Genomic DNA, 21,628 nt, shown 5'->3' on the forward strand with positions numbered 1-21,628 from the left:
CTTAAAGGCCGAGTTCTAGGCCAAACAGCTTGCCGTTAAATTTATGGGAGATCTGCAGGTATGGCTTCGTCTTTTTGTTGAGCAGCGAGTCCATGTTTTCCGAGCTTCTAAGGTGATCGCCCAACTGTGAAATCAGCGGTTCGCATTCCTCAGGAGAGCGGGGTCTTACACCCATCTGCTCAAGGCGGGCAAAAGCATCTACCAGGGAGCTGGTGACCCACGGTGCTTTGATTCCCTCCCAGTCCAGTGGGAAAACGTTCTCAACCGCCAAAGAATACTTCAGCAGCTCTCGAAGCTCTCTCACCTCTGGTGTTTTACCTTGGCCAAAGAATTGATCAAGATATGCCGTGTCGGGTTTAAGGCCTGTTCGCTTATGGATCTCGATCATCTCCCGAGCGTTCACCTGGTTGTTTTTGTAGTACAGGCCATCGGCGAGAAGAGGCAAGCCCGCTTCGCGGAAGATGGCGACTCTCTCTTTCGTGGCGTAGCCCGGCTTTAGGCTTTGGCACAAGTTAAGAACATCGAGCTGGGACACCCATTCCACCAGGGGCACGAATTTCTCATGAGGCATATTTTTCAAGGTTCGACTGTCGAGGATGGCGCTTAGAATTGACTCAAAACCCGACGTCTTGCTATTGAACAGTGGCAGGATCGATTGTGCGTACTGCAAAGCCGGTGTTGGATTATCGCAATAGCGCAGCAGATTTCGGATAACGCCACCTGCGAGATGCTCATCCCTGTCCGAAAGAAATGCCTCGTGTGCTATGAGGTTCTCAACAGCGAGTTGCGACAGGTTTTCACGCAGCACGCCGGTCAAACTTCCAGCGAGGTTGAATACCGTGCGGTGACTAAAGGGGAGGCGCTCCAAAAACAATTCGGCGATCACCGGCACCATGTGCGGACGCTGAAACAAATCTTCAGCGACGGTGTTGAGGCGATCCATGGCCGTGGCCATGACCGAATATTTCCGCTGGGTGGCCAGGCGCTCCAAGATGTCACAGTAGTCGGACAGGAGGTCGTAGACGTCCATCGGATCGCCGCCAGCCTGAGACTTACAATGCTTGCGGATTTCAACGCGGATTTTTACCAACTGGTCGAAGGCGCTTGGGGTAGTGTCACTCATGGTGCAGGCGCCTCATCCAATTCCAGAGTTGGGTCGATGCGCGACACGATTTCGACCTGGTCAGGAAACCACGCCATGATCGTCACATCTTTACCGCATGTGCGGATCAAGCCGTCGTAACCAGTTACGTCGCGCAGGGCAGAGGTGAGCGCCCCCATCTCGCCCTCAAAGAATTCGTTGGCGATTTGGTTGAGTGTACTGATGAGGATGCAATCCTTGCCGCTAAAGAGCTTGGCTGCCTCATCCAGCGCTTTGTCTGCACCGAGGCTATCGACATCCCAGGTGTTCCAGAGCCTTTCCTCGAGGTTTGGAGCGTGTTTAATGATCTCCCGGCATTGGGCCTTCGTCAGCGCCTGGACATGCTGGTGACCCAGTGGGTTTTCTACCTTTAGGCGGACTTTGTGAAGTGTCGGGACGAAAGGTAACCCCGCCGCCTTGGTGATGGGGTTTTCGGAGCAAAAGCCTGCGGCGCCGGATTTATCCGTGGTGAAGTAAAAGCCAAATCCCTGCCCGTTCTCGGCGAACTTGTAGTCGAAGACATCAATGGAGCACGGGGATCCGTGGTAGAAAAACCGATCTTTCAAGTTGGGCAGCTTGCGCATGGGTTGGACTCAAAATACGTTGCCATACCCCAGTTTATGGGGCGCGTCATCGCTGAGTCAAAGCGCGGCACCTGGGCCAAGAGGTAGCCCAGGACGTTGAGGGAATGGCAGGCCACCCCTGGGTGACCTTGTCTTTGGCTCACTGTTCCTGAAGTGCCTCATAGCGTTTCAGAACCAACTGGTCATCCTCGCCCAGCTCCGGGAATTTACGGTCATACTCGTTTATCATGTTCATGGCGAGCACCGCAGAGGCGTTGAACTCAGACGCGTCATACTTGAGGCGCATTTCTTCATCTCTGAACAAGTCTGCAAAATCCCGCCAGATAGCGACGACCAGTGTGTCGAGCTCCCATTTCGGTGTCGGCACGTCGCTGAAGAAAGGCTTGAATGCCTTTACGGCGCAAGCTATGTGCCTCAACACGCAGGTATTGCTCAGCCGAGGGCGGTCGAAGTCTTCAAAACGAAAACTGCACAGTTTTGACATGGCGGTGAAATGGGCCAGGGTGAGATCCAGAGGATCGAGATCCAGCAGTTCTTCACAGAAACGGTTGAGCACACTGGTGAAGTCGTGGAGTGGGGCGTAGAGCTCATCTCCTTGCACCCGGTCTAACTTGCCGATGTAATCTGCAGGCAGGTAGTTGAGTGCCACAGTTACGGTGTCGGCGAGCCCATAACACTCCATCTCCTCGATGAGCGTTTTCAGCACTTGGAACAACGGTCTAGGGTTGGCGCTGTTTTCTTCACCTTGCAGACCGAAGCGATCATTTTCCGGTATGAACACCGTATTGATCAGTCCCGAGGCAAAGGACGCGACCTCATCGTCTTCGAGGAACTCCAGGCTGTTTACGATGCGCGACGCCAATCCTTCACCATCGCGCAGGTTGATCAGCACGTCTTCATAGAAATCATGGAATGCGAAGACTTTGCGGATGAACTGACCTTTGAGAACACCAGATCGGCGCAGCAAATCAGGAAAAGAGTGATTGGGGATGTCCAGGTTGCTCTCGTAAGAGAGGTTTGGGTCGATGTTTTTCGGCAGGCGCTGCATGGTGAAGGTTTCATCACCAAGGCGAGTGGTCACCCACAACTCGGGAATCTCACAGTGCAGCAGCGACTCAACGATGGTACTGCTGAACTCTATCGAGCGTAGTTCCTTGATCATGGCGTGGGTTCGCACCGGGCAACCAACCATGGCCTCGATCAGGTACCGCTGCAATTGCCGCAGGGTAAATTCCTCACCGGTTTCAGCAATCATGACGGCGCGATCAAACGCATCAGTTGCTAAGCCTGCGATGTCGCTCAGGTTGACTTCAGCCTGGCTCAAAAATCGGGTGATGGCCGGCTTGGAGAAACCCAGAAAAATGCCAAATAACGCCGGCTGAAGGCAGAAGGGTACCTTGTAGAGGAGATACTCGAACTTAATGTCTTCAGCGTAGTGATCACCGTCGTCACGAAAAATCGTGGCATCAAAGGCCGACCCCTCGCGGCGCATGAAGGTGCGGGTGAGCATGGGGCCGGCGTTTGGGTGATTGCGTTTAGGGCGAATGTACATGGCCAGATCCTTGGTGATTTCGTTATGCCATTTTATATCAATTTAATGGCAATAAGTCCAAGGGAACAGGCGCTGAAAACAGCGGAGCAGCGAACTCCGCTGGTGGTGCAGCGATCAACCTTTCAGCTTGTTGGGGATGATCTCACTGGTCATCCAGTGATCTTTGGTTTGCACATGGTCTTTGCGGACAAACTTGGCCACCGAACGGCGGAAATCTCGGAAGTCGAACTCGTCCTCCAGGCGTACGACATAGCCTTCGCACACCTTGCCTTTTGACTTTTCCAGGTAGGCTGTGTGGATCAACTTCTGGTCAAAGACGCCACGGTATATTTCCTCGACCGGGGTGATCCCCAGGATGTCGAAGTAGCCCAGGGTGTCATCCCAGTCCAACGCCTTGTTGCGTTCGTTCCAGATCGAGAAGCCATTGAAGTAGCTCACCAGATCGTTGTACCGGATCGAGTGCTGGGCAAACAGGTTTTCACCGCAGATCCTCCAACCTTCAGGGATTTGCCATTTGAATCTGGCCCAGAAGTTTTTCACCCAGTCACGAGATTCGTGGTGCCTTGAATCCAGCGAACGAGCGTGGATGTAGTCACTGTAAAGCGAGGTGTTTTCGCCATCCATCTTCATTGTGACGACGACGCGCTTACCCAGGAAGTGAAGCACGTCACGCAGAAGGCGGTCATCCCGCTGAATCCCTTCTGACCATGGTAGGTGAGGGGTGGTTGGGTACTTCACCTGCCAGGTGAACTGATCCAGTACGCGGCCCTGGCTCAGTAGCTGCTGGACATTATCATCGAGAAACAGCTCACCGCGCAGACGCATTCCATTGTGCAAAATCTCGTTGCCCCAGTGGTCATAGGGCGTGGTCTGAAAGTAGTCCTGAGGTACCAGTATTTCCGGGATACGAGCAGCAATCCGAATTTGCTTAGGCAACAGATGTGTCATTTCAAAAGCGAGTCGGTGCTCTCTGCAGACGCTGGCGCCATTTTGCAGGTAGTGGCCGCCGTCGTCCCACAGCTGGGATTCCAGGATGTGTGTGGCTGATTCAGCCGGTGCCGAGCAAAACACACAGACACGTCGATCCCGTTTGAACACGGCGTCGCGAAACTGTTCGGCATCAAAAAGGTATTGGGCGTTCATGATCGCAATCTCTACAGGCGCCGGGCCCGCAAAAATGTGCGAGGGAAGGGCGCTAGGCTGAAACGAGGCAGTTGATCCTGCCGGCGAAGGTCATGGAATTGATCAAATGATCGACTCGCAAAGGGTAAGTGAATGAATGGCCATCATTATAAGCATATAGGCTAAATTGACAACAATTTTATGTGATGTAACCGAGCATTTTGAACAACATGAGGCGGCTATGAGATTATGTCGGAAAGGAGATCCAAAAACATGGTTAACGAAGCGCTGAAGTTACATTTGTCGGGTGCATTAAGCGGATACGCGGTTGGGCAGATTCGCCTTGAAGATGTCGTCGACTCGGCGGGTTACTCACCGGTCTTGGCTAGCCTGGTCGACCTGTCAGCTACAGCAAGTCACCCCGAGATCAACTACCCAACACCTGAATTCATGAGCGCTTTGAGCCCAAAGTCCAAGGGCATGATGCTGACCAGCGCACTGCTGACCGACAATGAGCGCGTCTATAAACCGCTCTACAGTGGCATCAACAATCACTTGGGCGAGATGTATGCCCAAGACCTGACGTCGTTGCTAGGCGGCGAGCACGCTCGCGACGGTTTGGTTGAAATGACCAAGCGAGCATGCCACGACATCGGTTCACTGGAGCACTTCAACAGCGGTTTTAGCAGAATTTGTGCCTCGATCCACCCAGGCCAGTCGCTGACCAGCGTCAAAACTGAAATTTCAGAATCACAGTGGGTGGACAAGAACCGCGCAGAGAGCCGCGACTTCCTGACCATGGTCGATTCGGCGCCGGCGTCTGTGGACGTGGAAGCACTCAAGGACAAGCCACTGACCCTTTACCTGAAAAAGGGTCTAAAGCTTGGGGTGGTGGCAGCGGTGCTGGCCAGCATTACTCTTGGCGGCATTTATGCCACTGGGTTTGCGAATACCACCAGTGGATTTGGTCTGGTTGACCTGCAATCGCGGCCAACGATAGAAACAGTGTTGTCCAAGGACAAGGTCTCGGAACGCAAGATTGTCCAGTTCGGCGAATTTGACGGCATTCAGATGGTTAAGAATTATGCCCGCGATCACACCTTGCAGAAATCCATCGACAGTTTTACAGCGGACAAGGTGGGAGGCCTAGCTCAAATGGTTGAGCCTGGTGAGGCCTCGGAGAGCGCACTTTGTATAGTCCACCACCACCAGATTGCCCCGGTAACAAAAGACGGTAATTTCTACAAATTCAGCAACATGCCGGAGATGCTAGTAGACAAAAACCTTTGGGATTTCTTTATGAAATCACACGAAGGGGGTCATTGTTTCTTCCAGCTGGATCAACCAGGTGCTGGGGACAGGGAGCTGTCTGATATGCAACTGGCTTATCAACGCAGTCTTGAGGAAACCTTCGGTGACCTGGTTGCCAGCCTGGATTACATGCGTGAAACAGGCACCAATGATTTGTACACCGACCTCATTCGCCCCATGCGAATCTCGACGGTAAACGACTACGCGCACAAAACCGCTTGGGCACTCGATGAGATTTTTCCGCAGATAGATCCTGCGGCGATCCATATGAAAACCAAAGAAGAGATTCCGGAGATTGCCAAGTTCCTTATGGAGAAGAACTTCATGGCCAAGGATGGAACCTATTTTCCTGGGGAGTTGCGCCTTAACTCGGATACGATGTTCACACCCGCAGTGAAGGCGATGTGGAGCGAGATTTCTGCGACGAGGAAAATGCTGTTCAAGCGCACTGATGATCCGTTGGCCATGAAATTGGCCGAGGACATTCACACCACGATGGAGAATCATTACTCCAGGTACACCGGGGTTGCCAGTCAAGCGGATGTCGACGCATCGATTGCGGTTTACAAAGACATGGCAGCCGACTACAACCTGAAGCCTGTCGAAACGGTTCAGGTTGCTAAGGCCCAGGTTTCAAAGCCCCTAGACTCGCTGTTGTCAGCCTACCTTTAGTGTTCACCAGCTTGAGGGATACCAGTATTGGAGCTTGTCCCTCAGGCTTTTCATCTCTTCTGGATGAATGCCGCGCTTCTCCGCCAGCTTAAAAAACTCAGCCTTCACGGAGGCGGTCAGTTCCTGGCGAGCCTTGAATTCAGGGTCGTAGGTGCAGACTTTCGCCAGGCCGACTTTCATGAAATTTGGCGTGAATTCGTACTTAGCCCCGCACACGAACTCAACGGATTCGTTCCAATGGCCGCAGGAGTGCAATGCCCATTGGCGTTTTTCCTTCACCTCGTTGTTGCCGCATTTTTGGCAAGCGGTGATCTCGTTTAGGCGCTTTACGCCTATGTTGTAGTCCGTTTGCATGATTCATCTCCTTTTCCACAGGTGCTCTGCTCGGAGCCCCTGATAGCATTCAGGGGGCTTTGACTTCGGATGGGGGCGTAATTCCTGCGTCGACCAGCACTGACTTGACCACTTCAGGCTTGATCCCGCTCATCTCAGCACCCTTAGAAACAGACCCAAGGCAGGAGAGGGGTGCAGACGGCATCCGCCCCGTGCACTGATAGTAGGCCGTCAGAATCTGATCATGGGCGGGTGATCGGCTCCTCAACTCGTCAAGGCGCTCCTGGGTACGGACGCCGTCAAGGCCTGCTGCAATGTAGGCCCAAAGCAAGCCGGCAAATAACAGTACACCGACACCGACCAGCAGGAAGTCCCCGAAGGTCTTCGGCTTCCAGTCCAGAAGTTTCGCCGGGTGCTTAACGGCAGTGGTTTCGATTCCTGCAGCGTTTGTTTCGTCCATGCCACTCTCCATAATCACAAAAGGTACAACTGGCCTTAGATTTCCGGGAAATCAGAGCCGTTGATGTTGATGCCGTAGTCCTTGAACACCCCGATGATTTGGAAGGAGGTCATGGTCTTCGTTTTGGCTGCGTCAGCGGTCGACTTCAAGCAGCGGTAGCGGTTGGCATCTTTTGGCGCCATGCACTGCTCGTAGGCATCGATGATAAACGTATGGGCGACAGAGCGCCCTTTGAGTTCAGCCATGCGCAACTTTGCCGGGTCAGGCGTCGAGGCGCTCATTTCGGCTACGGCCCACGTTCCGCCAATGACCAACAAGGAACCCACTGCGATAGCTGCCACTTTCAGCATGCCGACGTTGAAGGTGCGGGCACGTTTGGCAGCAGCTCGGTTGAGTTCTGGGTGGATGGATGTTGGCTTACGACGAAACATCGAAAAATTCCCCTCAATCAATTTTGATCGCAAAATCTACAGCTGATTATGAATGCCGTCAATTGGCCAGAAATGTTCGTGGAGATTGCTCCAATCCCTTGGAGCGAGCCCGCTGCGCGGAAGGGGCGACCTTTTTCAACTCGCCTGCCGGTCTTCCTCTACCGCCACCGTGGTTTTGAACATTTCCTTCGTCCAGAACCGCATCAATGGCAGGTTTTTACCCTGAAGATCGCAAGCCGGGTTGATCGCCATGAAGTAGCTGATCGAGTCGCGTGCGCGGCTGTTGTAAAAGAAACCGTAGGCCGAAGACGACGATACACGGTCGCTGAACCCAGGCTCCTTCATCAGGCGCTGGATCTCGCCGCCCCAAACGTGATGGTTGAATCGCTTCCGTTCGTCCAGCCAGTAGCGGCTATCGGTGACCATGAAGCACATGTACAGGGCACGCCAGGCAAACTTGGCCAGTTCGGTGCTGTCTTTGCTCAAGGTTTGCATGATGGGGCCGTACTTCTTGAATTCTTTCAGGCGCATGTCGGAGGCGAACCTCACCTGGGCATCCGAAGCGCCGTTGAGCACCGGGAAGTCCATCGGGTAGGCCTGCTGACCATGATCGGCCTTAAGCCAGCCTTCAAGCACCCTCACGCATGTGGAGCACAGCATGCTGGCCAGGTTTCGCCTTTCCTCGGCCATCTGCCGAGAACCGCGAATAGCGTCAGACACAATCTCTTTGTGCCCGCACACCATGGTGAATTCAATATTGCGATGCGAGGTAACGAGCATGATCAGATCCTCGATTTTTACTGCTCAAATTATAGCATAAATTGACACTGCAAGCCGCTGGAAAGACAAGGACGGGGGAAGCAGGCATTCTGGTCGACCTGCTGTCTTCACCGACGGTCAAGCCGCCATCATCATCTTCATGGCCTTGGTTTCGATCTGCTGCACACGCGCTGCGGTAATGCCCAGCTCTTCGCCGACCTCACGCAACTTCAAAGGTGGCTCGTTCAAGTGTCGCAGCTGGATGACCAGAGCCTCTCGCTCGTTCAGTCGACCGATCATCCTCTGAGCGAGTTCGGTACGTTTGGCCTCAAAATCCTGCTCACTTACAATTCGCTCAGGAGAGCATGAATCGTCATAGAGCGTTGACCTCACCACGTCGCTATGAGTGCCGCTGTCCAGAGACATCGGTTTTTTATAGTAAAGCGCCGCAGCGGCGAAAACGTACTCAACCTTGACATCAAGAATTTCGGCGACTTCTTTGGCTTTAGCATCTGACGGGTAAGCCGGAATCCCCATTTTGTTGACCTTGCGAAAGACCTTTAGTAGCTCTCGGTTGTCAGGAACACTGACAATCGACCATTGGCGGATTTTCTTGCGAGCAACCTCACGGGATACGCGGGTGTAGGCGTACGAAAAGAATGGGTACGACCCGGTCAAATCGTGATCCCGGATGGCATGAATCAGAATTTCCATGCAGTCCTGAAAGGTATCGTCCACTTCAAACCGATGATCGTACCGGTAGGCGATGCTGTAACACATGTCCCGGTGTTCGTTCAGCAGCCATGCCAGGGTTTTCTGGCAGCCAGTTTGCTGGTAACTTTCCAGCTTCTGCAGGACGTCGTCGCGATCAGGCCGCAGGTATGGTTCAGTGGACATAGGGCTGGCTTCCTTGGCGACGACAGGGTTGATCACGATGATCTCTCGGTGCACGTTGATGGCTAAATACTATGATGCTTTTGTCAATTTGTAAACAATGTTTTTGCCCGTCAGTGTCTAATTTACCGAACGTTTACATCTAACCATTTGAACCGATTGAAGATGCTGACTAGCATATTGATCAACATTCATTGAGGAGTATTTCATGAAAAATGTTCTGCTTGCCGTTGCACTGTCCATGGCTGTCCCGTCCTTGGCGTTGGCCGCCCAAGGTGGCCAGGGCGGGGCTCCGAGCCCGGCTCAGATGGTGCAGCAGGCTCAGCAAGAGCTGGGTTTAACCAATGACCAAACCTCGATTCTGAGTGACGCCACCCAGGAAGAGATGCGGGCGCACTACGAAATTAACATGCGCTACCTTAGCAGGCTGTCGGACAACGACAAGGCTGCGATGAACCAGGAGCATATGGACGCCGCCAAAAAGCGCCAGACCAGGGTCATGGGCATGCTCACGCCCGAGCAGCAAAGCAAGGCGGCAAGCGCCTATATGAGGCACAAATCGGAAGCTGAAAAGGCCAAAGCGCTCAGCCCTGAGCAGTAAGGCCGGCATCGCTTCAGCCAAAGCACCTCTCGGGGTGCTTTTTTGTTTCAGGCCCCATCAAAACAGCGATGGTTGTCCTGACTGGCAATGCGTGGTTGATTTCCAGGCTTTTTGGTTGAATACTTGATGTCAATTTGTATATAACGAGATTGCGGTATACCGACAGTCCTCCACGACACTGACCAGGAAAAGAAATCAATGACAACCACTCCACGAAGCCTTATGCATCACCGCGTAGCAACAGCTTTCGGCCTGATGTGGGCAGAAGCCATGGGCGTCAAGGAGGTCGAGTCGTACGAGCAGGGGTACATGATCTGTAACCAAATTGAGCGGTATTGGCTTGAGGCCTCCCTCGATGACGTCGCGATGAAGACGGCCTGCAGCAATTGGAAAGACCTGGATAAATCCAGCTTTACCCTGACCCACGTAGCGACCAAGATCGGTGATCAACTGGTTGAGTTAATCGCCAAGCACAAACTAACCTACGCAGAAATTTTTTCGCTGCTGGCCGACGTTCGCAAGTTTGATATTAGCTTTCACCTGAAAAACGAACGAAAGTCCTAAAGCCGGGCTCATCACTCAACAAAATCAGGCAAAAGCTGCAGGCAACGCTTGCAGTTACCCTACATTGATGATAAATTGCCAGCTTCAAAAGTCGCCCAGACACCCTGGCGATGGACTTCACCTGATACGGAAAAGATGAAAAAGCTTAAGATCGTAATGCGCAGCGATCTGAATATGCGCATGGGAAAGATGGCCTCCCAATCAGGCCACGCCGCGATGAAAGTGCTCGCCAGCCATATGAGACCGAGCAAAGATGGCCTTCGTCTGTCGACCGCGAAGATGAACACTCTGAACAATTTTCTGGCCGCCCCGGACGTCAACTTCAACTTTGTTGGTGACGAGGCGGCAGTCCAGGCTTTTCTGGGCCAGGCGGATGACGGTCAGAAAGTGATCGACAACGGCGCCACCGAATTCAAAGGCGTCAAGACCGTAACCTGCGCGGCCAGCGGTATCTTTACCGAAAAATGGGAAGATGCCCCCTACGACTGCGCTGAGGAAGGCTCTGAACGCCGAGCCCGGCAGTACTTCATTTTCAGCCGCTCGCGGACGCTGAAGAAGGAAACTGTCTGCGCCCTTGCGGCTATTGGTTGCCTGAGCCAGATGGCAAAAATGCTGGAGTCTGACACGCAGTCGGACTTTAAGCAGTTCCTGATCTCCAGCCACACCAACATCGCTTTTGATTCCTGGATCAAAAACGGATACACCAAGATTTCTCTGAGTGTGGCCACGGACGAGGCATTGCTAGACCTCCAGGTTCAGTTCGATGCCATGGGCTCGACGACTTCGCTGGTTGAACTGGACAGCGTGAAAATGCTGGCGGTCGGCCCGGAGTTTCTGGACAATATCAGTCATCTAACCGCAGGGTTGAAGCTGATTTAAGGGGGCACGATGCGCCATTTTCTCTTGGGTTGCCTGTTGCTGGCGACTTGCACAGGCTGTAGCACGCCGGCCACCGGTGGTTGCAGTGTGGGGCAGGAAATGGCGGTGGTGTTCGTCGGTAGCCTGATGTTTGCCACGCCGGAAATGAACAGGGTGTCTAGGGACGCTGTAAAATGCGCCCCGTGATCCCGCCGCAACCCTTGGCGAATCGTGGCCGTGGCTCGGTCACCTTTGTCATAGATCAGGGGATGCTCGCCGACACACCCCACGTCAGGCTACCCATGGCGCTGCGCAGGATAGGTTACACCGTTGAGGTGACCGAGTACTGCCGTGATACGTACAGAGAACCCCTACGAGCTTACAGCGCCGATGAATGCATCGTGCTCTACGGCAGCATCGGGTTCGTTGAACAGCGCCTGCGTAACTCAAACGCCATTCCCGGCGCCTACTACACCAAGGATCGCCTGGCGTGCTCCCACTACATGCCTCGCTTACCCTTGGAGCTCCTGGGCAATGCAGAAGGGGTGTACCTGCCGTTCGGTGATTTCGTGCGCAGGCGTGATCAGATATATCGACTCTTCGGCGACAGCCGCCTGTTTGTCCGACCTGACTCTGGAGGTAAGACGTTCACCGGGCTATGCCTGGAGCAGGAAACCGCAGGGGTTGAGATCAACAGTCTTCGCCAACTGACCTCGGTCACAGACGATACCCGTGTATTGATTGCGCCAGCCCAAAGCATTCGCGCTGAATACCGGTTCTTCATTGTCGAAGGGAAGGTGGTCACCGGCAGTCGCTACCATGTAAATGGGCAGCGCAGTATTGATCCGGTGGTGAGTAAGCTGTGTCTTGAGGTCGCACAGCAGGTCGCGGCACTACCGTGGCAGGTTGACCTGGCGTACACCTGTGATGTTGGCCTGTTCGCTGGCGAGCCAAAGGTCGTTGAGCTCAATGCGTTCTCAACATCAGGTCTCTACGCCTGTCACGCCTTGAGGTTATTCGATGCCGTGGGCAAGGTGGCCTGGCGCGAATTTATCGGTGAACTTTCACTGGAATCTTGAAGATACCTTCGATCTTCACATGATAAGATATTCATATTCGCCCCCGAAACGGAAAGCAAGAGCATGCTGATATCTCTGTACCGGCTATTCGTTGGTTATCTGCTCGACCTCATTCTGAGCAACCGCTTCAACCACTTCATGCCACACAATCAGCCACTGACCGCCACGCAGCTGCAGAGCGTGCGCGACAAGAACATCGACTACTTTCAGCATGTGTTGAGTGATCTTATTGGCCGCTCGATCAATGAGACTCGGGTGCGCCTGATCGATGTCGACCTGATTGGCAAAGGTTTGGTGGGGTTGATGGGCCTCACGGCGGTGGTGTTGTTCTGCTCGATGGCGTGGACTGAACTGACCAATATTCTGGTATTGATGATTCCTGCTTTCCTCGGGATGCTGATCTACACACTCTTCCAGGGGCAGGAGTTGGTGAAGCTGTACAAGGAAGGCTTTGACGAAAAGAATGTGCAGAAAATGTCAGTAAGCTTGTTCCTGTTCTTCATTGCGAAGTTCGTGCTGATTCAGTTCCTCTTGATGATTTCGGTGCTATTGGCGGCTCCGGTAATGCTGTTGGTCTGGGTGGTCGTGGTCAGCGGATTGTTGTCCCTGCAGGTGTTTGAATTTAACCGACTGATCAACATGATCTTGGTCAAAGACATTAGCGGGGCAGAACTGGCGTTGTACCTCGAAAAGACCAACGGTCTGTACACGCCATCCACCCTGAGTCATTTTGATGAAAGCCTGGCCAAGGGCCTGCCGTTGAACATCACCATCATTCAGCGGTATCAGTTGTTCGTTGACGGCAGTGAGACTAAGGGCGAACACGATTAGCGCCGGTGGTAACTGGACTGCCAAAGCCGCTCTACGGAGCGGCTTTTTGTTGTCTGAATGTTAGTTTTGGAAATCAATCAGCGCCTTGTAGTGGCCCTGAGGCGACTTCGTCGCTCTTTTGGTAGTCTGCTTGGATTGGTTGCGCAGCACCGCTGAGAGTGGCTGAGGAGGTCAGCTTGCCGGCTTTTCTGGGGTTTTAGCAGTATGCAGCAAGAAGGCTTGCATGAACTTTCTCATAGCGGCGTACGGCCTTGTTCACCGTGCCTCGTTTGATGCCACATTCACGCATGGCGTCAGCTTGGGTCACTCCATCTACCAAGACCCGTCGTGCAGCAAGATTGGATGGACAATCAAGTGTTCCGCCTAACACCGTTACGATGGTCTCGAATTGTACCAATGTCATGGTCATGCTGTATTTCCTGAACAAAATTGTCTGTGGTTCAAGCGTAGCGCCATCCTGGAAGATCCGAAGGACGTGAACAAAAATGGGCGGCCCTGAGGCCACCCATATTCAGTAGACTCGATTTAGATCGAGGTCACGCGGCCTACACTGCCAGAGACCGGCAGGTTGCCCAGCAACTGCAGGCCCGTGAGTTTGACGAAGCTGTCATAATCCATCGGTTTCTGAATCGGCGTGTTACCGTTGCTCAGTACATAGGCCCAGGCACGTTGTGTCTTTTCGTCGTAGACCAGCTTGAACAGGCGGGTAGGCACCCACACCTTGTTCTCACCGATGGTCTGGAAACCTTGGTCATACAGCGGGCCAGTGAACACGAAGACGTTACCGTCAACGCGCTGGGCGTACTTGCGCACGTCCTTCTCAACCTTGCTCCAGATTTTACGGTTGTTGTTCGGGTCTTGCGGGATCATGTTCGACAGGGCGAACGACTGCGCCATGGCCTTTTGATCCGGGGCATCCGCTGCCGGCGACTGGTGACCACGGTCAAGGTTCGATCCACGGTAATCCGAGAGCTCGGCACGGGCGCCTTTAGGAATGCGCGGATCCGGGTAGAAGGCGTTGGTGCGTTCTTCGCCTTTGGCGTCTCGCAGCAGGGCGGAGTTCAGGCGCTCAACCACCACCATCGGGGTTTTGCTGGTTTGCGAGTAGAGGACGGCGAAGTTGTCAGAGCACAGTGCCATCGGCTTCATCTTGGGCGACACACTGGCCATCGAGATCGGACGGTTTTGCGGAAACTTGTCAGCGCAGTCGTCAAACGAGTTTTGTTGCTGGCGGGTGGAGTACAGCGACAGCGCCTCGCTTTGGCTCAACGAACTTTGACGCGACTCATGCTGTTCGCTGCGGGAACCCTGCTGGTACGGGGACGGGATCAAGTCCATGAGGCTCCTGGCTTCGCCAGAAGAACAGGCCATAGCCAATACCACCGCGACGCTGCTTGTAAGTGTCCGTAGTTTCATCATTTTTTCCTATTAATTGTCGAATTGAGCCCTATGGGACAGCGTTTAACCGCCTCCCTATGGAATGAATTGTAAGCCTCTAGAGGCTTACATGCAAGTCAGCATTCGCAAATTCATAAAGTATTTAATGTGCATAAATTGACGGTGGAAATCGGAGGGGGCTAGAATGACCACGAGCGTGTGAATGCCTCACGCTCGTAAAATATGAAATTCTGGCATTCAAGAGTGTGCAAAAGCTTCCTCGCTCTTAAAAACCAGAAGAGGCCCGCGAGGCACCCGTCATGGTCAGCCGATAACAGGCAAGTAGTGGCAGGCTAGGCAGCGGCTAGCCAAACAAATCAGTTACACCATGGCTTAGCGACAATCTTTGACCGTGGAGTAGCAGGCAGCAAAAAGGACGAGCAAGCTCGTCCTTTTTCATGGGTGCATATCAGGTGCGAGGCAGGGTGACGCCACGTTGGCCCTGGTACTTACCGCCACGATCCTTGTACGACACTTCACAGTCTTCGTCGGATTCGAAGAACAGCATCTGAGCCACGCCCTCGTTGGCGTAGATCTTCGCCGGCAGCGTGGTCGTGTTGGAGAACTCCAGAGTCACATGGCCTTCCCATTCGGGCTCAAGCGGCGTCACGTTGACGATAATGCCGCAGCGGGCGTAGGTGCTCTTGCCCAGGCATACGGTCAGCACATTGCGCGGAATGCGGAAATATTCGACGGTGCTGGCCAAGGCGAAGGAGTTCGGTGGAATGATGCACACGTCGCTATGAACGTCGACGAAGCTGCCTTCATCGAAGGCCTTTGGATCGACGACTGCTGAATTGATGTTGGTAAACACCTTGAAGTGAGTGGTGCAGCGTACATCGTAGCCGTAGCTCGACACGCCGTAGGAGATCAAACGGCTATCTTCGCTGCCGCGTACCTGGCGCTCAACGAAAGGCTCGATCATGCCGTGTTCCTGCGCCATGCGGCGGATCCACTTGTCTGGTTTGATGCTCATTAAAACCTCAGGTCATTTTGTCTGAAAAAGGCGGTCGAGCTAGCAGTCAATTTTACGTGACCGATGACTCAGAAATAAAGCCAGAGAATGCTGACGTTCAACAACAGCACTAGGCCAATGGTGAATGCACCCATATGCAGACTTTGGCGAACGCCATCGACGTACACGTGGTTCGGAATTCTTTGGGCCGGCAGCATATGGGGTCGCAGTGAAGAGGGGACACTCTTTAGAAAGTGATTGGCAGTGTCCGCCTTGGCGACGAAGATTTTGCGCCAGCGCGGCCAAAACCAGGGCCCTGCATTCAGTTCCAATGCATAGTGGAACGTCAAGTCGGTGCCGGAGGTCTTAGGTGTGATTTTGTACAGGGCCATGCGCCAAGGGTAAGTCCGCTGCGCCTGATCGCAATAACGTAGCTTGTTCTCAGCAAGGAAATGAGTGAGCTTGGCCTCGGATGGCATCTGGTAAAGACAGAGATAGATCAGGTATGAAGGCAAGGCCATCAAACACAGATACTCCAGGTAGAAACCGTAAGTCACCATGATCAGGTCAACTAATAGAGGCCGTCCAGCAAACAAATGGCGCATAGATTTCCCGCATTCTTGCAATAAGAAAGAGTCAAATCAACTACTTAGATAACAAAGGTGAGGTTATTCGTCGGTTCTGTATTAGGAAGCTAGACTCTTTCTATGGGGTATTACACCCAATTAAATTGTTGAAAGCCCATATTTTAAAGGGGTGTTCATCCGGCCCAGACACGAACACCTGCCGTGTCGACATGGACGAAATTGTTTTTGATGTAGATGCCCACGCCACCGGCGCCGATCACCCGACCCATCGCGGCAAGCAATTTTGTAGAGACGCCCGGTACGTGCAGATCCGTGGCCGTTCCGCGCATGTGTTGCGAGTTTTTCGCCGACCCCTTCGTGCGTTTGTTGTGTTCCGGAGTCCGGTAACCTGAAAGAACATGAATTTCGCCATTGCGACCTTCGAGGATCAACCACTGTTGGATGATGAACAAGGTGTCTAGTAGTGTGGGATCCATGTACACAACCGCGTTGTAGTCCACATCGCGGAGCATCCAGTTGGCCATGCTGTAGCCCTGGCGATCCAGGCCACTGTTTTTTCGCCAGTAGCAAAAACGCCGGGTCTCTTTGGACTTCACCCGCGTTAGCGTAAGGCAGCGATCCTGGTTCAACAGGTTGGTTTTCCAGTCGAGCGTCTGTGCCTCAGCCGGGGAAGGCGAGAAGAACTGAAGGCAGGCGAGTAGGATCAGTGCAGGCAGCGTTTTGAGAACAACCACGATGAGCTCTCGCGTAGATGAGTGCGGCAATTATTGCAAATCGTTATGGGATCACGAAGACAAATTTGTCTTGAGTGATGTCAGGCAGGGAGATATTGTGAGGTGTTGTTCAATAAACTCTCCAAGGCCTTTCCATGACTGAAGATCTCAGCCCAATCGCTCGCGAAAAACTCACCAAGCTCATTCTTGAGCTGAACGATGCTGCCACCAAGCTCAATACGCTCTCGATGAAAAAGCTGCCGAAGGAAGACTTGGTCGCCCTGGGTGGGCTGAATGATCGGGTTGCCGTTTACCTGCAAGATATCGTGCTGATGTTGGCCGACACGAGCCCGCTGCACATTGAGGCAGTCATGGAGTTCATTGGCGTGGTCGAAAACTGCGTCGATCAGATTGCTCAGATCGAGGCCTGAGCCTAAAGGACGCCGCCCTCACGCAAGGCGAGGGCGGCGTTTTGGTCAGAGGCTGAACTCATCCGCTGAAGCTTCCTGCGGAGTGATGGTACGGATCTTCTTGATCGCCTTGTAGCCGGCATGCGCCGTCTGATAGGCCTTGGTTCGATCCTTCAGAATCTCGTCATCCCCGAAGAACACGAACTTCAACTTGTCGGCCAGGCCAGGCTCTTTTACCGCCGTGGCGCGGAAGTACTCCGTCATACCCTCGATGATGGAGCGCTCGACCAGATAGTTCGGCTGGTCGAAGCCATTGATGATGTCTCGCTTGGTGTCCAGGGCATCCGCGCAGGCCTTTTTCACACCGAAGATGTAAGCATCTTGTAGGGTGGCGAGTTGGTCATCAGCGGCGACGTCGTACCCCATGGTGCGCAGGATCATCAAGTTCGTCACTTTCAGATCCGTTAGGGCGAAGTCAGCCCATTTTTCTTGTCTGGCTACTTCTCGGACTACGTTCTGCTGGGTGGACAACAACTTATCCGTGGTCTGTTCGACCTCGTTGATGTACGCGGCGCCGTGGCCCTTCGGATTGAACGCATGGCGCCAGCGAGCGCGTAGTTCGTCGTTTTCCTCCTTCAGACCTTTCAAGAACATGACCGCACCACCACCTGCGATCACGCTACCCGCAGCGGTCAACGCCGTCTGGTTTTGCATGGCGAAGTTTACGACCTGATCTTTCCAGGTCTGCAGGTGAGCGGCTGTGTAAGCCGGCAACTCAGTGACGCCGCCCGCCTTAATGGTTAAAGCGGTCAGCGCAATACCGCACAAGATGCCGGGGATCACGAGGTGGATGGCGTCATCCATCTTCTCGCTACTGAAGTCGAATTGCTTCAGGCGCTCTGCTTCACGGCTAACCACGTTGCGCAGGGCAGATTGGATGGTATTCATAAGATGATCCTCTCTCTTTTCTTTTATCTTAGCTGGCAATACTCGGCTAAAGATACAGTTCAGAAACAGAAAATCCCGGCCATGGCCGGGATTCTCTTTTGAGGGGATAAGCCCTACATGCCGTGGCTCAGGCCGCTCTGATCGCGGGTTTTGTCCTGATATTTGTGCACCACCTGCAAGTCACGCAAAGCTTCCAGTCCAGATCTGACCAGCCGGAAGAGTTCCACATGGTTGTCCTTGGATTCTATACCAACAAAGCTTTTCAAGCTGGTGGTCAAGGCGTTTGGTACATCAGATTTGCTCTTGTAGTACTGGAGCATGCCTTCAGCAATGGCGTTCTGCGTCTTCGGGTGGCTGTTCAAGCTGTCGACATCCAGCTTGATGCCTTGCAGATCGGCGCCGACTACGGCGTATTGCAAGCCAAAGACGAAGGCGCGACCAAGTTCCGCCATTTCAGCACGCTCTTTTTTATCAAGACCATGATTCGCTAGGATGTCGGTGGTCAGATCGCTCTTATCCCCCAGCGTGTTGGCCAGCCAGTTCTTGCGGTTCGAAAGCTGCAAAGCTAGGTTATCGTTGGTGCGGGTTAGGCTTGTCCAGGCGGTTTGCGTGGCGACGATGATTTCTCTGCCCTTTGCTTTTTCCCTGCCTTTCTGGGTATCGCGGTGCTCAAGTAAGCCAACGCCAGACAGCATGAGGCCGACCGTACCGGAAATTCCGCTCAGGGCGTAGAGGAGATAGGTATGCTTTTGCGCAATCAGCGTAGTGTTTTCAGCCACCCGTTGAGAGACGTCCGCTATGGACTGGAACATGGAATCCAGGCCTGGCGCGAATGGGATCGCGGCGCCGACGGCAAGTAGCGTCACTGGAGCCACCAATGGCTTCACCTTGTCCAGGCTGAACAGTGGAGTCTTGGCTTCCCTGGCTTCACAGTTTTTCAAAGCGTCGCGGATACTAATTGGCATTGGATTCCCCTCTTTTCTCAAGCATAGCTGGCGCATTCATCGCAAAGCAACATAGATGCTTAATTGTCATATTTCACAGCCCGAGATCTTCACCGAACACCTGCCCAAGGTCTTGGTAGCTCATTTTCGGTAACCTCGACTTGTCGAGCCCGGCGCTGGCCAGGATCGCGACACTGCGTGATTGGAGATGCTTGAACACGGTGTGATCAAAGTCATGCTCACGCACCAGCAAGGACACCAGGGCCTTGGCACCCTCGCGGGCCATGACGTCGATCTTCAGCTTGTCCTCGTTGGCGTAGACTCCGACTGGCGTACTGAACGCCTCGTAAGCCTGCATGACCTTCAGAGCGAAGCGGTTGGGATCAAAGCTACTCAGATCTTGTTTTTGGTAACCAAGGTTCTCAATTTGCTTGAAGGCGCGGAAGTGGGCGAGGGAGAAGTCATCGGCATCCACATCATCAAGCTCATCGACAACCTGGCCAAGAATAGACTGCGGCGCAGAAAGCAGATCGTCGAAGCTGTGAGTGTCTTTGATGTACCGCTTGTTGGGTACCGGGACGGTCGGCAAATAATTGAGCTTCATGACGACGTTGTGGCCAATGTCACCGATTCCCCATCTTGCGGTCTTATCCATTAATTCCTGGTAGACATAGCCGACACTTGCATTGTCGGTAACATCGTTTGGAACAAGGGAATGCAAGGCTCTGATCATTGCCTTTCGTGGTTCGCCGGTCAGGTTCTTGATGCAAAATTCAAAAACAGGCAGCCAGCGCTCGTTATTGTTGGTATGCCAATCGACAAGCATCGTTTCCCATGCTTCGTGGCGGAACAGTTTTTTCCTGGCAACCTCGGGTGTGAGCAGGCCGCTTCGGGAAATAAAATCCGTTATGCTCTGGTTTGGGAGCGAAGGTACAGTGGAGCTATTAACGAAGAGCTCGGTGTTTTCTTGGTCAAAAAAATCTTCCGGTGTGGTGATGCCCTGGTCGAAGGCTCGACTCAGCGCCTGGATTTTCGTTATTGTCCAGTTTTCCTTCATCTGACTGCTCAACAACGCGAACTGAACCACCGAATTCAATTCCTGCCCCATATGGAAGATGTGCGGCTGAACGGCCTCGAAGCCCTCCAGAATACCCTTGGCAAGATTGTATCCTTCCGGAACCTCTTCCCCTGGGGCGGCCCACGTGCGGTTGTAGTAGATCTGCTTAAAATCATCTGGCTTCACGCCATAATGCTGGAGCAGGCGGCCTACGACATGGGGTGACATTCCAACCATGACGGCAGTAACGGCGGGCACCCATTTAGCGGAGGGAAGCTTGCAGATTCCACCCTCATCAAGATTGACTTGCCCATAATCGTGCATATCGGGGAAGTCCGGCGCGTAGTCCGAACCATACTGCCGAAATCCATTGATGAACTGTTTGTGCAGGGCGGAAACGTTGGTGGCCATCTTGATCCTCTCTTTAACTGACTGTACCTGTGGCGCACAACGCACGGCAATTCTTGCTAATTACGGGCTATAGCTGCTTGCCGATTCCTGCTCGAGGAGTCGCATGGCTCTGAGCTCTGGGCGGGAAAGTGTCCACTCCTGGCGGGTGTCCATCTGCATTAGCGTGAGCCGGCCCTTATCGGAGGAGGCCCAGGTATCGATGTATAGGGTATTCCCAAGCAGTTGGGTGCGATCCACCAAAGAGTGGCCAACGAAAACGGTGTCGATCCCGGTGACGCACGTGGTGTCTTTGAGCTCGTCTCGGGTGCGCATCCGCGTTGCAGCACAAACAATATTATCCAACCTTGCCGGGTTCTGTTCATGCTCCAAGGCGTGCGTAAAATCGTTCCAGTCGAAATGCGGGCATTCGGCATGGACAATGCCAAATCGCCGACCATCCAGGCACTCGACCTCAAGGGCGATGGGCAGCCCTTCAAATACCTGGACAAATTCCATGGCGAGATCAGGTTGCTCCCGCATAACAGGAACGAACCATTCGCCTCCATGCTCCTCATGAAACTCATCGCCACCCTTGTATGCGGCCACCAGCAACATGAGGTCGTGGTTGCCCGCAACGACGTGCACCCAGGGTTTGTAAATCCAGTCCAGGGCTTTGATGGATTCAGGCCCTCGGTCTATGAGGTCGCCGGCAATAATGAGGCGATCCTTGGTGGGATCGAAGCTCACTTTGTCGAGAAGTCTCTGCAGCAGGGTGTAGCAACCATGCACGTCGGCCACGATAAAGTCGCGGCCACGGGTATTGGCTGCCAGGCGCCTGAACAGGGGAACGCCGGGGATCCTGGTAAACATTGAGCGGTGACCTCTGCGCTAGCTTACGTAGTAGTACCAGTATGTCAGAGGCGCAATGGGTATCCAAATACCGCCTCTGTCCGTTGCACTGGCGCCCAGCATGGACGGTCGCGCATAATGAACAG

The 21,628-nt window shown here is 53.5% G+C and carries 26 protein-coding genes; 8 read left to right on the plus strand and 18 right to left on the minus strand.

What is annotated here, in order from left to right; genetic code table 11:
- Position 1: 1 nt before the first annotated feature.
- From NQL71_RS30565 to NQL71_RS36690, 4 genes are all read right to left on the minus strand, one after another.
- Positions 2–1,123 carry a hypothetical protein gene (locus tag NQL71_RS30565; protein WP_274644594.1) on the minus strand — a complete coding sequence of 374 codons (1,122 nt, stop codon included), beginning with the start codon at positions 1,121–1,123 and terminating at the stop codon, positions 2–4.
- Positions 1,120–1,725, minus strand: a complete 606-nt coding sequence (locus tag NQL71_RS30570; protein ID WP_274644595.1) for an ADP-ribosyltransferase-containing protein — start codon at positions 1,723–1,725, stop codon at positions 1,120–1,122. Before NQL71_RS30570 ends, NQL71_RS30565 begins: the two co-directional genes overlap by 4 nt.
- Before the next feature lie 139 nt (positions 1,726–1,864).
- The gene (locus NQL71_RS30575) at positions 1,865–3,235 is read right to left on the minus strand and encodes a hypothetical protein (RefSeq protein ID WP_274644596.1); all 1,371 of its coding nucleotides are present in this window, start codon (positions 3,233–3,235) and stop codon (positions 1,865–1,867) included.
- 156 nt (positions 3,236–3,391) lie between these two features.
- Positions 3,392–4,420, minus strand: a complete 1,029-nt coding sequence (locus NQL71_RS36690) for an RNA ligase family protein (RefSeq protein ID WP_343228900.1) — start codon at positions 4,418–4,420, stop codon at positions 3,392–3,394.
- Positions 4,421–4,672: 252 nt separating this feature from the next.
- Here NQL71_RS36690 and NQL71_RS30585 point away from each other — a divergent pair, with 252 nt between their 5' ends.
- On the plus strand, positions 4,673–6,382 hold the full coding sequence (locus NQL71_RS30585) for a hypothetical protein (RefSeq protein WP_274644597.1): 1,710 nt from the start codon (positions 4,673–4,675) through the stop codon (positions 6,380–6,382).
- 3 nt (positions 6,383–6,385) lie between these two features.
- Here the strand turns inward: NQL71_RS30585 and NQL71_RS30590 are convergent, their stop codons facing one another.
- From NQL71_RS30590 to NQL71_RS30610, 5 genes are all read right to left on the minus strand, one after another.
- On the minus strand, positions 6,386–6,736 hold the full coding sequence (locus NQL71_RS30590) for a hypothetical protein (protein WP_274644598.1): 351 nt from the start codon (positions 6,734–6,736) through the stop codon (positions 6,386–6,388).
- A gap of 49 nt (positions 6,737–6,785) precedes the next feature.
- Entirely contained in the window at positions 6,786–7,175 is a 390-nt protein-coding gene (locus NQL71_RS30595; RefSeq protein ID WP_274644599.1) for a hypothetical protein, read from the minus strand.
- Positions 7,176–7,210: 35 nt separating this feature from the next.
- Entirely contained in the window at positions 7,211–7,606 is a 396-nt protein-coding gene (locus NQL71_RS30600; protein WP_274644600.1) for a hypothetical protein, read from the minus strand.
- A gap of 135 nt (positions 7,607–7,741) precedes the next feature.
- On the minus strand, positions 7,742–8,386 hold the full coding sequence (locus tag NQL71_RS30605; RefSeq protein WP_274644601.1) for a hypothetical protein: 645 nt from the start codon (positions 8,384–8,386) through the stop codon (positions 7,742–7,744).
- Between the two features lie 117 nt (positions 8,387–8,503).
- Positions 8,504–9,262, minus strand: a complete 759-nt coding sequence (locus NQL71_RS30610) for a sigma-70 family RNA polymerase sigma factor (protein ID WP_274644602.1) — start codon at positions 9,260–9,262, stop codon at positions 8,504–8,506.
- Between the two features lie 205 nt (positions 9,263–9,467).
- Between NQL71_RS30610 and NQL71_RS30615 the strand changes: the two genes are divergently transcribed.
- From NQL71_RS30615 to NQL71_RS30640, 6 genes are all read left to right on the plus strand, one after another.
- The gene (locus NQL71_RS30615) at positions 9,468–9,860 is read left to right on the plus strand and encodes a hypothetical protein (RefSeq protein ID WP_274644603.1); all 393 of its coding nucleotides are present in this window, start codon (positions 9,468–9,470) and stop codon (positions 9,858–9,860) included.
- Positions 9,861–10,058: 198 nt separating this feature from the next.
- Entirely contained in the window at positions 10,059–10,424 is a 366-nt protein-coding gene (locus NQL71_RS30620) for a hypothetical protein (protein WP_274644604.1), read from the plus strand.
- Positions 10,425–10,472: 48 nt separating this feature from the next.
- Positions 10,473–11,303, plus strand: a complete 831-nt coding sequence (locus NQL71_RS30625) for a peptidyl-tRNA hydrolase (protein ID WP_274644605.1) — start codon at positions 10,473–10,475, stop codon at positions 11,301–11,303.
- 9 nt (positions 11,304–11,312) lie between these two features.
- Complete coding sequence (locus NQL71_RS30630) at positions 11,313–11,489, plus strand: putative periplasmic lipoprotein (protein WP_274644606.1); 177 nt, start codon at positions 11,313–11,315, stop codon at positions 11,487–11,489.
- The gene (locus NQL71_RS30635; RefSeq protein WP_274644607.1) at positions 11,477–12,361 is read left to right on the plus strand and encodes an ATP-grasp domain-containing protein; all 885 of its coding nucleotides are present in this window, start codon (positions 11,477–11,479) and stop codon (positions 12,359–12,361) included. The genes NQL71_RS30630 and NQL71_RS30635 overlap by 13 nt, the downstream gene beginning before the upstream one ends.
- Before the next feature lie 63 nt (positions 12,362–12,424).
- A complete protein-coding gene (locus tag NQL71_RS30640; RefSeq protein ID WP_274644608.1) occupies positions 12,425–13,192 on the plus strand; it encodes a hypothetical protein in 768 nt (255 codons plus the stop codon).
- Between the two features lie 196 nt (positions 13,193–13,388).
- Here NQL71_RS30640 and NQL71_RS30645 read toward each other — a convergent pair whose 3' ends face one another.
- The 5 genes from NQL71_RS30645 to NQL71_RS30665 form a co-directional block, all read right to left on the minus strand.
- Complete coding sequence (locus NQL71_RS30645; protein WP_274644609.1) at positions 13,389–13,601, minus strand: TrfB-related DNA-binding protein; 213 nt, start codon at positions 13,599–13,601, stop codon at positions 13,389–13,391.
- 116 nt (positions 13,602–13,717) lie between these two features.
- Positions 13,718–14,608, minus strand: a complete 891-nt coding sequence (locus tag NQL71_RS30650; protein WP_274644610.1) for a DNA/RNA non-specific endonuclease — start codon at positions 14,606–14,608, stop codon at positions 13,718–13,720.
- A 430-nt stretch (positions 14,609–15,038) separates the two neighbouring features.
- Positions 15,039–15,605 (minus strand): dCTP deaminase, encoded by a 567-nt coding sequence (dcd, locus tag NQL71_RS30655; RefSeq protein WP_274644611.1) that lies wholly within the window; start codon positions 15,603–15,605, stop codon positions 15,039–15,041.
- Between the two features lie 68 nt (positions 15,606–15,673).
- Entirely contained in the window at positions 15,674–16,189 is a 516-nt protein-coding gene (locus NQL71_RS30660) for a hypothetical protein (protein ID WP_274644612.1), read from the minus strand.
- A 155-nt stretch (positions 16,190–16,344) separates the two neighbouring features.
- Complete coding sequence (locus NQL71_RS30665; RefSeq protein WP_274644613.1) at positions 16,345–16,905, minus strand: YcbK family protein; 561 nt, start codon at positions 16,903–16,905, stop codon at positions 16,345–16,347.
- Between the two features lie 134 nt (positions 16,906–17,039).
- Here NQL71_RS30665 and NQL71_RS30670 point away from each other — a divergent pair, with 134 nt between their 5' ends.
- On the plus strand, positions 17,040–17,315 hold the full coding sequence (locus NQL71_RS30670) for a hypothetical protein (RefSeq protein ID WP_274644614.1): 276 nt from the start codon (positions 17,040–17,042) through the stop codon (positions 17,313–17,315).
- 45 nt (positions 17,316–17,360) lie between these two features.
- On the opposite strand, the gene NQL71_RS30675 is transcribed toward NQL71_RS30670, so the two are convergent.
- From NQL71_RS30675 to NQL71_RS30690, 4 genes are all read right to left on the minus strand, one after another.
- The gene (locus tag NQL71_RS30675) at positions 17,361–18,242 is read right to left on the minus strand and encodes a hypothetical protein (protein ID WP_274644615.1); all 882 of its coding nucleotides are present in this window, start codon (positions 18,240–18,242) and stop codon (positions 17,361–17,363) included.
- A gap of 113 nt (positions 18,243–18,355) precedes the next feature.
- Positions 18,356–19,207 (minus strand): hypothetical protein, encoded by an 852-nt coding sequence (locus NQL71_RS30680; protein WP_274644616.1) that lies wholly within the window; start codon positions 19,205–19,207, stop codon positions 18,356–18,358.
- Positions 19,208–19,280: 73 nt separating this feature from the next.
- Positions 19,281–20,654: a hypothetical protein gene (locus NQL71_RS30685; RefSeq protein WP_274644617.1), complete on the minus strand. Its 1,374-nt coding sequence runs from the start codon at positions 20,652–20,654 to the stop codon at positions 19,281–19,283.
- Between the two features lie 60 nt (positions 20,655–20,714).
- Positions 20,715–21,503, minus strand: a complete 789-nt coding sequence (locus tag NQL71_RS30690) for a metallophosphoesterase (RefSeq protein ID WP_274644618.1) — start codon at positions 21,501–21,503, stop codon at positions 20,715–20,717.
- Between the last annotated feature and the right edge of the window lie 125 nt (positions 21,504–21,628).

The organism is Pseudomonas serbica, from assembly GCF_028823535.1.
Lineage (GTDB): Bacteria > Pseudomonadota > Gammaproteobacteria > Pseudomonadales > Pseudomonadaceae > Aquipseudomonas > Aquipseudomonas serbica.

Coding starts and splice junctions, on each gene's coding strand:
- NQL71_RS30565 (WP_274644594.1), bottom strand. CDS start 1,123: ATGAGTGACACTACCCCAAGCGCCTTCGACCAGTTGGTAAAAATCCGC.
- NQL71_RS30570 (WP_274644595.1), bottom strand. CDS start 1,725: ATGCGCAAGCTGCCCAACTTGAAAGATCGGTTTTTCTACCACGGATCC.
- NQL71_RS30575 (WP_274644596.1), bottom strand. CDS start 3,235: ATGCTCACCCGCACCTTCATGCGCCGCGAGGGGTCGGCCTTTGATGCC.
- NQL71_RS36690 (WP_343228900.1), bottom strand. CDS start 4,420: ATGAACGCCCAATACCTTTTTGATGCCGAACAGTTTCGCGACGCCGTG.
- NQL71_RS30585 (WP_274644597.1), top strand. CDS start 4,673: ATGGTTAACGAAGCGCTGAAGTTACATTTGTCGGGTGCATTAAGCGGA.
- NQL71_RS30590 (WP_274644598.1), bottom strand. CDS start 6,736: ATGCAAACGGACTACAACATAGGCGTAAAGCGCCTAAACGAGATCACC.
- NQL71_RS30595 (WP_274644599.1), bottom strand. CDS start 7,175: ATGGACGAAACAAACGCTGCAGGAATCGAAACCACTGCCGTTAAGCAC.
- NQL71_RS30600 (WP_274644600.1), bottom strand. CDS start 7,606: ATGTTTCGTCGTAAGCCAACATCCATCCACCCAGAACTCAACCGAGCT.
- NQL71_RS30605 (WP_274644601.1), bottom strand. CDS start 8,386: ATGCTCGTTACCTCGCATCGCAATATTGAATTCACCATGGTGTGCGGG.
- NQL71_RS30610 (WP_274644602.1), bottom strand. CDS start 9,262: ATGTCCACTGAACCATACCTGCGGCCTGATCGCGACGACGTCCTGCAG.
- NQL71_RS30615 (WP_274644603.1), top strand. CDS start 9,468: ATGAAAAATGTTCTGCTTGCCGTTGCACTGTCCATGGCTGTCCCGTCC.
- NQL71_RS30620 (WP_274644604.1), top strand. CDS start 10,059: ATGACAACCACTCCACGAAGCCTTATGCATCACCGCGTAGCAACAGCT.
- NQL71_RS30630 (WP_274644606.1), top strand. CDS start 11,313: ATGCGCCATTTTCTCTTGGGTTGCCTGTTGCTGGCGACTTGCACAGGC.
- NQL71_RS30635 (WP_274644607.1), top strand. CDS start 11,477: ATGCGCCCCGTGATCCCGCCGCAACCCTTGGCGAATCGTGGCCGTGGC.
- NQL71_RS30640 (WP_274644608.1), top strand. CDS start 12,425: ATGCTGATATCTCTGTACCGGCTATTCGTTGGTTATCTGCTCGACCTC.
- NQL71_RS30645 (WP_274644609.1), bottom strand. CDS start 13,601: ATGACCATGACATTGGTACAATTCGAGACCATCGTAACGGTGTTAGGC.
- NQL71_RS30650 (WP_274644610.1), bottom strand. CDS start 14,608: ATGAAACTACGGACACTTACAAGCAGCGTCGCGGTGGTATTGGCTATG.
- dcd (WP_274644611.1), bottom strand. CDS start 15,605: ATGAGCATCAAACCAGACAAGTGGATCCGCCGCATGGCGCAGGAACAC.
- NQL71_RS30660 (WP_274644612.1), bottom strand. CDS start 16,189: ATGCGCCATTTGTTTGCTGGACGGCCTCTATTAGTTGACCTGATCATG.
- NQL71_RS30670 (WP_274644614.1), top strand. CDS start 17,040: ATGACTGAAGATCTCAGCCCAATCGCTCGCGAAAAACTCACCAAGCTC.
- NQL71_RS30675 (WP_274644615.1), bottom strand. CDS start 18,242: ATGAATACCATCCAATCTGCCCTGCGCAACGTGGTTAGCCGTGAAGCA.
- NQL71_RS30680 (WP_274644616.1), bottom strand. CDS start 19,207: ATGCCAATTAGTATCCGCGACGCTTTGAAAAACTGTGAAGCCAGGGAA.
- NQL71_RS30685 (WP_274644617.1), bottom strand. CDS start 20,654: ATGGCCACCAACGTTTCCGCCCTGCACAAACAGTTCATCAATGGATTT.
- NQL71_RS30690 (WP_274644618.1), bottom strand. CDS start 21,503: ATGTTTACCAGGATCCCCGGCGTTCCCCTGTTCAGGCGCCTGGCAGCC.